Here is a 13,780-nt window from a genome sequence, read left to right as displayed (position 1 = left end):
TCATGTGCTCCATATTCGGCATCATCGACAAAAAAGGCCTTTTCGACCGGGAGGCCGTGCTGCGCATGAGCGGCGCCATGGCGCACCGCGGTCCGGACGACCGGGGCGTTTTTTCCGACAAAAATTTCCACATGGCGCACAACCGGCTCTCCATCCTCGACCTGTCGCCGGCCGGGCACCAGCCCATGGTCTCGCAAAGCGGCAGGTACGTGCTGTGCCTGAACGGCGAGATCTACAACCACCGGGAGATCAGGAAGGAGCATTTGTCAAGTTTTGCGTTCAGGGGGACCTCCGACACCGAGACGCTGCTCGAGCTGTGCGCGGCGCTGCTGCCCCGCAACAGGGACCTGGGCGCCGTGCTCGACGTTCTCAACGGCATGTTCGCCTTCGCGCTGTGGGACAAAAGCGGGCGCACCCTGTACCTGGCGCGCGACCGCATGGGCATCAAGCCGCTCTACGTTTACAAAGACGACCGCGTGTTCTGCTGGGCCTCCGAGTGCAAGGCGTTCTTTTCCGCCGGCTTCGACCTGTCGCTGTCGGGCCGGGGGCTCCAAAACTATTTCACCTACGGCCATTCGGTGACGCCGCACACCATTTTCGGCAACGTGCGCAAGGTCCCTGCCGCAACGTGGGTGGCGGTGGGCGGGGACTTCTCCGAAACGTCCCGGCGCTACTGGGACCCGTTGAACACCCGGCATGCCTTTACGGGAAAGACCTACGACGACTGCAAATCGCAGCTCGCCGCGCTCATCAACGACGCGGTGCGGATGCAGCTCATTTCCGACGTGCCGCTCGGCGCGTTCCTTTCGGGCGGGGTGGACTCGTCGGCGCTCGTTTCGCTCATCCAGAAGAACCACGGCGCGGCGGTGAACACCTTTTCGGTGGGGTTCGGCACCGGCGCGCCCGCGCACGACGCGGCCGCGGGCGGGAAATACTCGGAGCTGCACGAGGCGCGGCACATCGCCAAGCGGATCGGGTCAATCCACCACGAAATCGTGCCCACGGCAAAAGACCTTATCGACCTGGTCGAGAAGCTCGCGTGGCATTACGACGAGCCGTTTTCCGACCCGGCGGCGTTCCCCACCTACATCATCTGCACGCTGGCCAGGCAGTACGTGACGGTGTGCCATTCGGGCGAGGGCGCCGACGAGATCTTCGGCGGGTACCGCCGCTACAGCGCGCACCTGTGGCACCACCAGCACCCGTTTCTGTCTTCGCTGTATGTAAAGGGCGTCGGGGCGCTCTCGCCGCTGCTGCCCCGGGTGCGGCGCCTGCGGAAGATCGCGGAGGCGTTTTCGGAGCGCGACGAGATCAGGCGGTATTCGCGCTGGCTCGAATCGCTCGGCGATGCGGACTTCGGCGCGCTCACGGGCGGGCCGGCGGCGGCCAACAGCGAATACGAGGAGATTTTCAATTCGTGCAGGGGCGACATCGGCCGCGGCCTGCTCGTGGCCGACCAGCGCACGTGGCTTGCCGACTGCTACCTGGAGAAGCTTGACAAGGCGTCAATGGCCTGCGGCCTGGAGGCGCGCGTGCCGTACCTCGACCACCGGCTCGTGGAGTTTGCCAATTCGCTCCCCACGCCGTGGAAAATATCGGGCAGGACCAAGCGGATCTTCAAGGACAGCGCGCGCGGCCTGATTCCCGACTTCATCATCGACAAGCCCAAGCGCGGGTTCTCCGTGCCGCTTGACGAATGGTTCAGGGGCGAGCTCAGGGAGTACCTTGCCGAGCGGCTGTTCGATTCCGGGTTCAGCTACGAACAGTACGGGCTGTGGCGGCTTCCGGTGGAGGAATTTTTCGCCGCGCACATCGCCGGCAAGCGCGACTACTCGTCGTTTTTATGGCAGATGCTCATGTTTATCGTGTGGGAGCAGGCGGTTTTACAAAAAAGAATTTTAATAAGATAATAAAAAGCCGGGCGTTCCCCCGCCTCGCGGGTAAAAGATCAAACGGTAAATAGCAGTATCGCTTTAGTCGTTCAGACCTCACCCCCACGCTGCCTCTCCCACAGGAGAGGGGGCGGCGCCACCGATTCAGTCGAAGCGAATGCCGAACTCGAGATGTCAAACAAAAAATAAATAGTAATTATGAAACAAATAAAAGTCCTCCACGTGGCCACCGCCTTTCAGAGCATCGTCACGATCCTCGCGGGCAAATTGCGCATTTTGTCAACCCGTGAGGGTATCGTGTGCCACGCTGCCTCGTCGCCCGATCCGGAGGAGGCGCGAGTTCCCGCGGTGCGGCATTTCGCAATAGACATACCGCGCACGATACGGCCGTGGCGGGACATCGAGGCCGTCATAAGGCTCAGGGCGGTCATCAGAGAAAACGGATACGATATCGTGCACACGCACACCGCCAAGGCCGGCATGGCGGGCGCGTTCGCCGCGCGGCTCTGCGGCACGCCGTGCGTGCACACCTATCACGGGCTCCCGTTTTTTTATGGCCAGAGCACGGCGCTGCACAACCTTTACAAGGTGCTGGAGACCGGCGCGTGCCGGATACGGTCGGCCGTGCTGTCGCAGAACCGGACCGACTTTGACGCGCTCAAAGGCATGAAGTCGATACGGTGCCCGGTGTTCTTCGAGGGCAACGGCGTCGACGCGGGCCAAATCGAAAAAAGCTCCCTGGCCCAAAGCGGCGCGGCCGGGCCGGTGTTCTCGCAGGGAAAAACAAAAATCATTTGCGTTGCCCGGCTGGAGCCGGTCAAGCGGCTCGAGACGGTCATCAACGCGGTGCAGTTCCTCAACAGGGCCGGGGTGGCGAGCGAGTGCGTGATCGCGGGCAAGGGCGCGCTTCGCGCCGACCTTGAGCGGCTCATCGCGGTGCGGAACCTCGAGCGCTCGGTGAAGATCGTCTACACGCCGTTCATCCATGCGCTTGTCAAGCAGGCCGACGTCGCGGTGCTCGCGTCGGAAAAGGAGGGCATCCCGCGCGGGCTCATGGAGGCAATGGCGCTCAAAAAGCCGGTGGTGGCCACGGATGTTGTCGGCACCAGTGAGCTGGTGGTCAACGGGGAAACGGGCATTCTCGTTCCCTATGGTAACCAGCATGCGTTCAACGAAGCCTTGAAGAAACTCTCATTGGACAAGAATCTCCGGGAAAAGTACGGGCAGGCAGGACACAAGCGCATACGTGAACATTTTGATGAAAATAAGATTGTTGATCTGTGGGTGGATATTTACAAACGGGTACTTAAAATTGCTGTTTGATTGGAAAGATAAAAAAGATCCGCGCGTTCCCCCGCTACGCGGGGTCGGCCGTCCTTCCGGTCCACCCCTTCGGGTGCTTCTCCCTCGTCAGGGATTTCCAAGGGTCACAAGGGTCGTCGTCCTTCGGCTCGGGCCGCCACGGCCCTTATAATGCCTTCGGCGAGGGCCGGGCAGCATCGCTCTCCAGAGGGTCTATTTCCTCCCTTTGGTCGGGACCAAGCTCCAGTCCTGCCTAACGCCGGACAGAGGAAATTATGCCGGTTTTGTTTCTTTCTTCCGCCATCAGCGCCGACCCTGAGGCCGGAAGAAAAGCTGCTCGTGCTGTTTGAGTCCGCTAATCTTATGTTTTTGTTATGGGCGAGTTCACGAGCAGCCTGATGGCCGAAGGATCAGGCGGCGCTGGAGGCGCGGCGTGGGTTCCAAGGGTGCTCGCTGCAGAGCACCCTTGGCCGGGGTTCGGGGGTGGAGCCCCCGGCGCTTAGCGCAACCCCGCGTAAGATAATGTGCGTTCATAAATGGGCCAAGTTACAAATGGAAAATAAAATTATCATTCAGCAATGCACCCCGGCCCAGGTTTCCGCCGTCGCTTTATTGCACAGGAAATGTATTTCCAAAGGATTCATTTCAAACCTGGGGCGAACATTTCTTTCCGCATTATACAACTCCATCAACAGATCGCCTTATTCAAAAGTGTTTGTCGCCTATGATACAGAACAAAAAAATCCTGCGGGATTTATTTCAGCAGCCATTGACACCCGCGCGATGTACCGGCATATCGTATTGCGCCGCGGCTGGCTTTTCGCATTGCTGCTGCTGCCCAATATATTCAGGCCTTCCGTTGTAAAGAAAATCCTGGAAACGCTTCTGTATCCTTTTCATGCAGGTGACAATAGGGACAAAGCGGTACAGGACGATTCAATTTCCGCGGAGCTCCTTTCAATCGCGGTTGACGAAAAATACCGGGGCCAGGGCATCGGCAAGCGGCTTGTTTTGAAAATGGAACGTTATTTTATGCACGCCGGAGTGACGGAATATAAGACCGTGACGTTTTCGCAGGATGTCAACGCCAATGCATTTTACCGGTTTTGCGGATTTACTCGACAGAAAACATTCACGCATCATAAAAATGTCATGAGCGAATATGTAAAACACCTTTCGGGCGCACCGCAATGAGCGTGAACAATCCCCTCAAGCGCTGCTTCGACCTTGTCTTCTCGCTGCTTGGGCTTTGCGTGCTGTTTGTCCCGTTTTGCGCCATTGCGCTTGTCGTCAAGATGACGTCGAGGGGGCCGGTGCTCTTCAGGCAGAAGCGTGTGGGAAGGCTTGGAGAACCTTTTGATATCATCAAGATACGCACCATGGTTACCGGCGCGGAAAAGGGCGGCACCATAACGGCGGCAGGGGACGCCCGCGTCACGCCGCCGGGAAAATTTCTGCGCCGCTCCAAGCTCGACGAGTATCCGCAATTGTGGAACGTGCTCGTGGGGAAAATGTCGTTCGTGGGGCCGCGGCCCGACGTGCCGGGGTACGCCGACCGCCTCGAGGGAACATCGCGCAGGGTCCTTGAGCTGCGGCCCGGCATCACCGGCCCGGCGTCGCTGTATTTCAAAAACGAGGAGGAGCTCCTCGCCTCGGTTGACGATCCGAAGCACTACAACGACACGGTGATATGGCCGAAGAAGGTGGCATTGAATAGTGCGTACCTTGAAAAATGGAGTTTCTGGAGGGACATAGGATATATTTTGATTACCGTCGTTCCTGCGCTGGATAAGTGGTTGAGGTTAGTGGAAGTTGATAAATAATAAAAACAGATGGGCGTTCCCCGCTACGCGGGGTCGGCCGTCCTTCCGGTCTCGCCTTCGGCTCGGGCTGCCACGGCCCTTATATGCCTTTGGCGAGGGCCGGGCAGCATCGCTCTCCAGAGCGACCTCTAGTCCTGCCTAACGCCGGTTAAAGGATGGCTGCCGATTCTGTTTTTTTCTTTCGCCATCAGCGCTGCCCCTGAGGCCGGAAGGAAGCTGCTCGTGCTGTTTGAGTCCGCTAATCTTATGGTTTTTATTACGGGCGAGTTCACGAGCAGCCTGACGGCCGAGGGATCAGGCGGCGCTGCGGGCGCGGCGTCTTTTGCCTACTTTTCTTCGCTGCAGAAGAAAAGTAGGTAGGGGTTCGGGGGCGACGCCCCCGGCAGAACATGCAAATGCCGAAGTACTTGAGATAAAAAAAGCCACAAAGATATTCTTATCAATTAATTTACCATCAACATCATGAAACCTTTACCAAAGCGAATTTACTTAAGTCCACCGCATATGAGCGGAACGGAATTGAAGTACGTCAACGACGCCTTCTCCTCCGGCTGGATCGCGCCCATCGGGCCGCAGGTCGACGCGTTCGAAAGGGAATTCTGCGGGGCGACCGGCGCCGGGCACGCGGCGGCGGTGAGCTCGGGCACGGCCGCGCTGCACCTGGCCATGGTGCTTTCAAACATCGGCCCGGGCGACGAGGTGGCGTGTTCGTCATTCACGTTTGCGGGAAGCGCGTTTCCCATCGTGTACCAGGGCGCGACGCCGGTGTTCATCGACTGCGAGGAGAAATCCTGGAACATGGACCCGCGGCTCCTTGAACACGCGATAAAAGCAAGGAGGAAAAAAGGCAAGAGGATCAAGGCGGCGGTCGTGGTGCACCTTTACGGCCAGAGCGCCGACCTCGACCCGATCATAAAAATATGCAGGCACTACGATGTCGCGCTTATCGAGGACGCGGCGGAATCGCTCGGCGCGACCTACAAGGGAAAAAGCACGGGCACCATGGGGCATATCGGAATTTTTTCCTTTAACGGAAACAAGATCGTGACCACGTCGGGCGGCGGCATGCTCGTGTCGCGCGACAAGAGGCTCGTCGAGCGGGCGCGGTTCTTCGCGACCCAGGCGCGCGACAGGGCCCCGCATTACGAGCATTCGCGCATCGGGTACAATTACCGCATGAGCGGCATCTGCGCCGCGATCGGCAGGGGACAGCTGACTGTTTTACAAAAGAGAATAGAACGGAAACGGGAGATTTTCGACTATTACCGCAATGCGCTGTCGGCATTTCCCGGCTTGTCGTTCATGCCCGAGGCGGGCTACGGCGCAAGCAACCGGTGGCTCACCTGCCTCACCATCGATCCAAAAAAATCGCCCGCCGTCGCCAACCATGTCAGGCTCGCGCTCGAGAAACAGAACATCGAAAGCAGGCCGCTGTGGAAGCCCATGCACCTGCAGCCCGTGTTCAGGCGCTGCCCGTCGTTTACGAACGGGATTTCCGAAAGGCTCTTTGCAACCGGGTTGTGCCTGCCGTCGGGCACCGCCCTTGCCGAAAGCGACCTTGCGAGGATTGCAAAAGCCGTTGCCAAGGCGCTGGTGAAATAATACAGTTTAAGACACGGATGTAAACGCAGGCAGACCGAAAAACAATACTATGGCCTTTTCCCTTTATCGTCCCCTCATCAAGTACCGCCTGGGCATCATCATCCTGATGCACGCGGCGTTCGCCGCCGCGGCGCTCACCGTTTCGTTTTTGCTCCGCTTCGATTTCACCCTCGGCGGCCAGAAATACTATCCCTCGTTCCTGCTGTCGCTTCCGGTCAACGTCGTGATCGTGCTCGTCTTTTCCGGCGTGTTCAACCTGTACCAGGGCATCTGGCGGTACGTGAGCGTCGACGACCTCATCGACATCGTGAAGGCCTCGGCCCTGTCGTCGCTCGTGTTCATGTTCGTGATCGTGCTGAGCGGAAGGTTCCACGGGTACCCGCGGTCGATTTACATCCTGAACTTCGCCATTTTCATCTTTCTCAACGGCGGCACGCGCGTCCTCATCCGCATCTTCCGCGAGAGTTTCGTGCCCCAGGTGGAAAACGTGCGCAACGTGCTCATCGTGGGCGCGGGCTCGGCCGGCAACGAGATCGCCAAGACGCTCAAGTCGGCCAAGCGCAAGGAATACGAATTGTACGGCTTCATCGACCGGGACCCGGCGCTGGTCGGCCGCCGCATCGCGGGCCTCAAGGTGCTCGGCGACCTCGGCTCGGTGCGCCAGCACATCAAGAAGTTCCGCATCCACGAAATCTTCATCGCCATCCCCGAGGCCACCAACAAGCAGGTGGAGGAGATCATCGCCGCGTCGAAGGTGCCCGACTGGGAAGTGAAATTCAAGATCGTGCCGTCGATGCTCGACATCATGAGCGGCAAGTTCCAGCTCAACCAGATCCGCGACGTGTCGATCAACGACCTTTTGTCGCGGCCCAATATCACGCTCGACGACGCGCACGTGCGGCGGCAGCTCGCGGCCAAGACCGTGCTCATCACGGGCGCGGGCGGCTCCATCGGCTCGGAGCTGTCGTACCAGGTGGCGGCCTACCGGCCCTCGCGGCTCATTTTGCTTGACTCGGCGGAACAGAACGCCTACGACCTCGACCAGGACCTCAAGAAACGCCATCCCGACGTCGTGGTCAACACCGTGGTGGGCAACATGCTCGACGCCGGGTTCATGGACCTGCTCATGCGGCGCTATCCGGTCGATTACATCTACCACGCCGCGGCCTACAAGCACGTGCACCTCATGGAGTGGAACCCGCTGGCCGCGCTCAAGAACAACGTGCTCGGCACGGCCATGCTCGCCTCGCTCTCCGAGCGCCACGGCGTCAAGCAGTTCGTGATGATCTCCACCGACAAGGCGGTGAACCCGCGCGGCATCATGGGCGTGTCCAAGCGGCTCGCCGAGCGCGTGGTGCTCGAGCGCCACAAGTCGGGGACGCTCTTCAACGTGGTGCGGTTCGGCAACGTGCTCGGCTCAAGCGGCAGCGTGATCCCGCTGTTCCAGAAGCAGATCCGCGAGGGCGGGCCGGTCACGGTGACCAGCCCCGAAACGCGGCGTTTCTTCATGTCGATCCCCGAGGCGGTGCAGCTCGTGCTGCAGGCGTCGACCCTCAACGAGGCGAAGGCCATTTTCATGCTCGAGATGGGCGAGCCGATCAAGATCGTCGACCTGGCGAAAAACCTCATCGAGCTTTCCGGCCTCAAGGTGGGCGAGGACATTGAGATCGTGTTCACCGGCATGCGGCCGGGGGAGAAGATCGAGGAGGAGTTGTTGACCGAATCGGAAAACCTGGCGCGCACGCGCTTCGACAAGGTGCGGCTGCAGCGCAACGAGAACTTCGACCCCGACCGCATCGAGAAGTTCGTGCACGACCTGCGGTCGCACGTGGAGCTCGGCAACATCAAGAAGATCTACGACGATATGCGGGAGCTCATTCCCGAAATGGCCGGCCCGGATTTCGACGAATTGATGAGGAACATGTTCGCGTGAAAAAAAGTTTAATGGGTGAAAGGTTGACAAGGTGAAAAGTTGACGAGCAGACGGGTACACGGGTTGATGAGTTGTAAAAAGTTGAAAGTGTTAAGATGAGAGTTGAAAGCAAACACCACAAGTGTCATTGCGAGCTCCTCGACATGGCTCGGGATAAACTCCGCGAAGCAATCCCCCGTTGAGTGAGAAGTTTAAAAAAGGACAAGCGGTGCGTCATAATTTATCGTTTGAAAAACTTCTGGTATGAAAAATATTGCAGTAAGGTTATTGAGGCCGGCAAAAAGTTTTTCTCCTAACCATTCAACTTTTCAACCATTCAACCTCTAAACGCTTTATGCTCTTGTTTTTGGCGAAATTCATCCAGATGCTCATCTATCCCGTCGGGCTTGCGTTCCTGTGCGCGGCCGCGGCCGGCATTTTCGCCGTTGTAAAAAAAAGAAGAACGGCCCTAGTGCTGTCCTTTGCGTCGGCGGGGGTGTTGTGCTTTTTCTCGACCCCGGCCCTGACGCACGTTCTTACGCGGAGCCTTGAGGCCCGCTACGACCCGCCCGAGAACTTTCCCAAGGTGCCGGCCATCGTGCTGCTGGGCGGGTGCACGCGGCCCGCGGTCCCGCCGCGCGACCGCGTCGAGATCACCGGCGCGGGAAACCGGATCCTCAACGCGGCCCGGCTGTTTAAAAAAGGATACGCGCCGGTCATTATCGCCACGGGCGGCAAGATAACGTTTGTGTACGACTTCCCCAGTTCCGAGGCGCAGTGCATGGCGAGCGTGCTGCGCAACGACTGCGGCATTGATTCGGCGAGCATCATCCTGGAGGAAAAGGCGAAGGACACGCACGACCACCCGCCGAACGTGGAGAAAATATTGCTTGCGCGTGGATTGACAAAGGAGATAATCCTGGTGACCAGCGCCATGCACATGCACCGTTCGGTGCTGCTGTTCAAGAAGCGGGGCTACGTGGTGCATCCGGCGCCCACCGATTACCGCGAAGACAAGGCGTTCCAGTTCAACCTGTTTTCGTTCATTCCCAACGCCGTTTCGCTCGACGAATCGACCGACGCGCTGCACGAATATTACGGGATCGTCGCGTATTGGCTGATGGGGTGGATCTAATAAAAAATAAAGAACTGTGCGCCCCGCCGCGAAGCGCGGCGGCGGCCGTCCTTCCGGTCTCGCCTTCGGCTCGGGCTGCCACGGCCCCTATGTGCCTAACGGCGTGGGCCGGGCAGCACCGCGCTCCGGCGCGGCCTCCAGTCCTGCCTGGCGCCACCAGTAGGTAATGTGGTGGTTTTTTTAGTGTCGTTTGCAAAGTATCCTATTCTAAATGTGGGGTAATAGAAAAGGTCTGACCTTATTGGCTTTTTTTTACTTCATCAATCATCCTCTGTAACGCTGCATATACTGCCTGCCTTCGGATCTCTTGCCGCCCTCCCTTAAATAAATATCTGAATCCCCGCACCTTTTTCCCCAGCCCTATTCCAATATAAACAAGCCCTACGGGCTTTTGTTTTGTCCCGCCGCCCGGGCCTGCAATGCCCGACACCGCGATGGCGCAGTCGGTTTTGCAGAGCCGCTTCACGCCCGCCGCCATTTGCCGCACGGTCTCCGCGCTTACCGCGCCCTTGTTTTTTAAAACGAGCCGTGAAACGCCGAGCACGTCGTGCTTCACTTCGTTGCCGTACGAAACCACCCCGCCTTTAAAGTAATCCGACGAGCCCGGTATTGCCGTGATCGCGGCGCCGACCATGCCGCCGGTGCACGATTCGGCAATGGAAAGCGAGAGCCCCTTTTCTTTACAGATGCGGTAAAGCTTTTTCACGAGCAGGGTGACGGAGAGGCGCTTCATTGATTCTTCCCGTGGGAAGGCGCGGCAATTGCGGACGGGCGCCTCTTGCGCAGCCGCGCGACCAAGAGTGCCGCAAAGTAACAGGTCCCCGCCACGAGAATGATGGTCGCTCCCGAGGTCAGGTTGAAATAATACGAAAGAAAAAGCCCGGAAATGGTGAACGCCATGCCGAGGCCGCACGAGATGACCATGATGCGGCCGAGCTTCCGGGTGAAAAGCTCGGCAATGGACGCGGGGATGGTGAACAGCGCGATCACCAGGATGAGCCCCACCACGCGGATGAGCACCACCACGCAGAGCGCGATGAGCACCAGTATCAGATAATACAGCGCCCGTACCGGCACGCCGCTGATCAGGGCGAACTCCTCGTCGTACGAAAGCGCCACGAGCTCCTTGTACAGCAGCGCGACCACCGCGAGGACCGCGGCGTCGAGGCCGGCCATGAAGAGGATGCTCTGCCCCGGCACCGCCAGGATGCTGCCGAACAGGTAGCTCATGACGTCGGCATAATACCCTTTTGTCAAGTCTATCATTAAAATGCCGAAGGCCATGCCCACGGCCCACACCACGCCCACCATGGTGTCGGCGCGCTCCTTTTTCTCCGCCGTCACGTAGCCCATGACCCACGACGCGGCGAGCGAAAAGAGCATGGCGCCCGAAAGCAGCGGCCACTTGAAGAACACGGCAAGGCCGAGGCCGCCGTAGGCCGCGTGCGCGATGCCGCCCGACAGCGACGACAGCCGGTTCACCACCACCAGGCTCCCCACGACGCCGCAGGCCACGCTCACGAGCAGCCCGGCCAGCAAAGCATTTCGCATGAAATCGTAATGCAATAAATCCAGCATTGGATTGCCTTCTTCAAGTTGACGGTCTACGGTCAACTGTGTCTAAACTCCTCAACTCCTCAACTTTTCAACCGTTCAACCTCTTTATTAATGCTTATGCGCCTGGTACACCCGGTGCGGCAGCCCGTGCGCGATGAGGTCAACGGGGCAGCCGAACGTCGCGGTCACGCTCTTCTCGTCGAGCACGCCGTCGGCGTGGTAAAACAACTGCTTGTTGACGCACGCGACAGACCTGATGTACGCCGACACCGCGCCCACGTTGTGCGTCACCAGCACCACCGTGGTGCCGGCCTTGTTTTTCGCGAGCAGGTGCTCGTAGATTTCGTCCTGGCCCATGGCGTCGATCGAGGCCGTGGGCTCGTCGAGGAACAATATCTGCGGCTCCGACACGAGCGCGCGCGCGAGCAGCACCTTTTGCCGCTGTCCCCCCGAAAGCTCGCCGATGCTCTTATCGGCAAGATGGGAAAGCTTGAGCTCGCCGAGAATGGCGGCGGCCTTTTCACGGTCCTGCCGCGTGTAGGGGCTAAACATGCGCCGCGTCGAGAGCAGCCCCATGAGCGTCACGTCGGTCACGGAAATGGGGAACCATTTGTTCGATGAGGTCTCCTGCGGGATGTAGCCCGCCCGCATCCGTGTTTTTTCCGGTGCGGCGCCCAGAAGGCGGACGGTCCCGGCCGCGGGCGTTATCACGCCGAGTGCGGTGCGCAGCAAAGTGGTCTTTCCGCCGCCGTTGGGCCCGATGATGCCCACGAAATCGCCGCGGTTGACGACAAGGGAAACGTCTGTGAGAACGGCCTCGTCGCCGTAGGAGAACGAAACGTCCGTCATCTCGAGGGCGGGAATTGCATCATGTTTTTCGGTCATTGACCCGCAATCCTTTGCGCAACGGTCAAGAGTGTGTTCGGCCAATCGTAGGAAAGCGCATCGGCGTCGACTACACTTGCGCCGATTTCGTGCGCAATGACCTCGGCGCTTTTCCGCGAGAATTCCGGCTGCACGAACACGGTGCGGATGCGATACTGCCGCGCCGCGTCCAAGAGGGCTTTCATGGTGCGCGGGCCCGGCTCCTTTCCCTCGGATTCGATGGCGATCTGTTTGAGGCAGAAATCCCTGGCAAAATATCCCCAGGTGGGATGAAATACGAGAAATGCCCTTTTATTTGATGATTGATTTGCCGAATCACATGGCAGTATCCTGCGGAGCTTGAGTTCAAGAGAATCTATTTCGCGGACAAATGCCGAAGAATTATTCTCATACACTTCCGCGTGCGCGGTGTCGAGACTTTTCAGGGCTATGGTGATCGAAGCGACCTGCTGTTTGACAAGTTCGGGTGACAGCCAGATGTGCGGGTCGAGCCCGCTCTCGCCTTGGTCGGCGTGGCGCACTGCGCCTCTTGAATCCGGAATTTCCATGGGGATTTTCTTGACGCCGCTGTCGGTGTGCACGATGCGGAGCGCCGGGGAGAGCGCGCCGAACTTCGGCAGCCACGGCCCTTCGAATTCCAGGCCCACGGCGAAGTAGGCTTTTGCCTTTGACAAGAGCGACATCTGCGCCGGCCGCGGCTCGTAGGAGTGCGCGTTGGTTCCCGGCGGCACCATGACGAGGCAGCTGTCCAGGCCGCCGCTGATTTTGTCGACAAAGTATTTCTGCGGCACAATGCTCACGAATACCAGGGGTTTTTCGATCCGCCCCGCGCGCTTCTGGACGCAAAAGCAGAAGGCGAGCAACGCGGCCCCAAGGATATAAAGGGAAATGTGCTTCATTTTGTCACCGTGTCGCGCATTGCACGCACAGGCCGTGCAGGTAGATTTCCTGGTTTTCCACGACATGGCCGGTTGCGGAGCGGCTCCAGACCGGCAGCTTTACATCCGACAAGCATTCGATCCTGCCGCACTTGCGGCAGGAGAAATGCGGGTGGCAGTGCGCCGTATGGCCGCACGGGCACACGGCAAAATGCCATACATGGTCCTGCGTCTCGATGCGGTGGGCGATGTTTTTATCGAGAAACGACGACAGCACGCGATAGACGGTCACTTTGTCAAGGCCCGGTATCTTGTGGCTGATGTCCTGGTGGCTCAGGGGCTTTTTGGAGGACAGCAGCAGGTTGAGGATCGAGAGGCGGGTCTTCGTCTTCTTTAATCCGCGGTCGGATAATAGTCGGGACGCGTTTTGTTCGAGGTTTTTGGCAAAGGAAGAAAGCTTCATGATGATTCCTGCAATTCCTTGAATTGCAATATAAATTTAAATGCAAGTCAGTTGCAATTGAAAAACATTGTGTTTTTCTGGCGGGGGAAGTCTCCCCCTGGGGTGCAGCTTCCGCCGCTTCCACAACGCTAATCCAAAATGAAAATGAAAGCGGCGGCGATCTGCACCCACACCCCCTCTTTGGCGCCGATACACCCATGATTTGCGGAGATACTTAGTGGCTGGCGAGACAGCGGCGGCAGCGCAAATTTTACACGGCGGATGAAGATAAAATATTATAGCTTTGACATTTTCTGACAGTTCGTTCCTGTCAGAATTTGAAATCCAGATT

At 58.7% G+C, this 13,780-nt stretch carries 13 protein-coding genes; 8 read left to right on the top strand and 5 right to left on the bottom strand.

Annotated elements, in window-relative coordinates; genetic code table 11:
• Positions 1 to 2: 2 nt before the first annotated feature.
• From asnB to VLX68_13615, 8 genes are all read left to right on the top strand, one after another.
• On the top strand, positions 3 to 1,910 hold the full coding sequence (gene asnB, locus VLX68_13650; GenBank protein HUI93286.1) for an asparagine synthase (glutamine-hydrolyzing): 1,908 nt from the start codon (positions 3 to 5) through the stop codon (positions 1,908 to 1,910).
• A gap of 180 nt (positions 1,911 to 2,090) precedes the next feature.
• Positions 2,091 to 3,215, top strand: a complete 1,125-nt coding sequence (locus VLX68_13645) for a glycosyltransferase (protein HUI93285.1) — start codon at positions 2,091 to 2,093, stop codon at positions 3,213 to 3,215.
• Positions 3,216 to 3,746: 531 nt separating this feature from the next.
• Positions 3,747 to 4,388: a GNAT family N-acetyltransferase gene (locus tag VLX68_13640; GenBank protein ID HUI93284.1), complete on the top strand. Its 642-nt coding sequence runs from the start codon at positions 3,747 to 3,749 to the stop codon at positions 4,386 to 4,388.
• Positions 4,385 to 5,017 carry a sugar transferase gene (locus VLX68_13635; protein ID HUI93283.1) on the top strand — a complete coding sequence of 211 codons (633 nt, stop codon included), beginning with the start codon at positions 4,385 to 4,387 and terminating at the stop codon, positions 5,015 to 5,017. Before VLX68_13640 ends, VLX68_13635 begins: the two co-directional genes overlap by 4 nt.
• 222 nt (positions 5,018 to 5,239) lie before the next feature.
• Positions 5,240 to 5,377, top strand: coding sequence for a hypothetical protein (locus VLX68_13630; GenBank protein HUI93282.1), 138 nt, complete (start codon positions 5,240 to 5,242; stop codon positions 5,375 to 5,377).
• Between the two features lie 159 nt (positions 5,378 to 5,536).
• Entirely contained in the window at positions 5,537 to 6,619 is a 1,083-nt protein-coding gene (locus VLX68_13625; GenBank protein HUI93281.1) for a DegT/DnrJ/EryC1/StrS family aminotransferase, read from the top strand.
• A gap of 49 nt (positions 6,620 to 6,668) precedes the next feature.
• A complete protein-coding gene (locus VLX68_13620) occupies positions 6,669 to 8,552 on the top strand; it encodes a nucleoside-diphosphate sugar epimerase/dehydratase (GenBank protein HUI93280.1) in 1,884 nt (627 codons plus the stop codon).
• 334 nt (positions 8,553 to 8,886) lie between these two features.
• Positions 8,887 to 9,666, top strand: a complete 780-nt coding sequence (locus VLX68_13615) for a YdcF family protein (protein ID HUI93279.1) — start codon at positions 8,887 to 8,889, stop codon at positions 9,664 to 9,666.
• 238 nt (positions 9,667 to 9,904) lie between these two features.
• Here VLX68_13615 and VLX68_13610 read toward each other — a convergent pair whose 3' ends face one another.
• From VLX68_13610 to VLX68_13590, 5 genes are all read right to left on the bottom strand, one after another.
• A complete protein-coding gene (locus VLX68_13610) occupies positions 9,905 to 10,399 on the bottom strand; it encodes a CinA family protein (GenBank protein HUI93278.1) in 495 nt (164 codons plus the stop codon).
• Positions 10,396 to 11,244 (bottom strand): metal ABC transporter permease, encoded by an 849-nt coding sequence (locus VLX68_13605; GenBank protein HUI93277.1) that lies wholly within the window; start codon positions 11,242 to 11,244, stop codon positions 10,396 to 10,398. Before VLX68_13605 ends, VLX68_13610 begins: the two co-directional genes overlap by 4 nt.
• 87 nt (positions 11,245 to 11,331) lie before the next feature.
• A complete protein-coding gene (locus VLX68_13600; protein ID HUI93276.1) occupies positions 11,332 to 12,108 on the bottom strand; it encodes an ABC transporter ATP-binding protein in 777 nt (258 codons plus the stop codon).
• Positions 12,105 to 13,007 carry a zinc ABC transporter substrate-binding protein gene (locus VLX68_13595; protein ID HUI93275.1) on the bottom strand — a complete coding sequence of 301 codons (903 nt, stop codon included), beginning with the start codon at positions 13,005 to 13,007 and terminating at the stop codon, positions 12,105 to 12,107. Before VLX68_13595 ends, VLX68_13600 begins: the two co-directional genes overlap by 4 nt.
• A 4-nt stretch (positions 13,008 to 13,011) precedes the next feature.
• Positions 13,012 to 13,449 carry a transcriptional repressor gene (locus VLX68_13590; GenBank protein HUI93274.1) on the bottom strand — a complete coding sequence of 146 codons (438 nt, stop codon included), beginning with the start codon at positions 13,447 to 13,449 and terminating at the stop codon, positions 13,012 to 13,014.
• Between the last annotated feature and the right edge of the window lie 331 nt (positions 13,450 to 13,780).

This window comes from Chitinivibrionales bacterium, from assembly GCA_035516255.1.
Classification (GTDB): Bacteria; Fibrobacterota; Chitinivibrionia; order Chitinivibrionales; family FEN-1185; genus FEN-1185.
The sequence above is the reverse complement of the archived record's forward strand: the minus strand, read 5'-3'. Positions and strand labels throughout refer to the sequence as shown.

Bases quoted from the DNA above. Each gene is read 5' to 3' on its own strand.
- asnB (HUI93286.1), top strand. From the start codon at position 3: ATGTGCTCCATATTCGGCATCATCGACAAAAAAGGCCTTTTCGACCGG.
- VLX68_13645 (HUI93285.1), top strand. From the start codon at position 2,091: ATGAAACAAATAAAAGTCCTCCACGTGGCCACCGCCTTTCAGAGCATC.
- VLX68_13640 (HUI93284.1), top strand. From the start codon at position 3,747: ATGGAAAATAAAATTATCATTCAGCAATGCACCCCGGCCCAGGTTTCC.
- VLX68_13635 (HUI93283.1), top strand. From the start codon at position 4,385: ATGAGCGTGAACAATCCCCTCAAGCGCTGCTTCGACCTTGTCTTCTCG.
- VLX68_13620 (HUI93280.1), top strand. From the start codon at position 6,669: ATGGCCTTTTCCCTTTATCGTCCCCTCATCAAGTACCGCCTGGGCATC.
- VLX68_13615 (HUI93279.1), top strand. From the start codon at position 8,887: ATGCTCTTGTTTTTGGCGAAATTCATCCAGATGCTCATCTATCCCGTC.
- VLX68_13610 (HUI93278.1), bottom strand. From the start codon at position 10,399: ATGAAGCGCCTCTCCGTCACCCTGCTCGTGAAAAAGCTTTACCGCATC.
- VLX68_13605 (HUI93277.1), bottom strand. From the start codon at position 11,244: ATGCTGGATTTATTGCATTACGATTTCATGCGAAATGCTTTGCTGGCC.
- VLX68_13600 (HUI93276.1), bottom strand. From the start codon at position 12,108: ATGACCGAAAAACATGATGCAATTCCCGCCCTCGAGATGACGGACGTT.
- VLX68_13595 (HUI93275.1), bottom strand. From the start codon at position 13,007: ATGAAGCACATTTCCCTTTATATCCTTGGGGCCGCGTTGCTCGCCTTC.
- VLX68_13590 (HUI93274.1), bottom strand. From the start codon at position 13,449: ATGAAGCTTTCTTCCTTTGCCAAAAACCTCGAACAAAACGCGTCCCGA.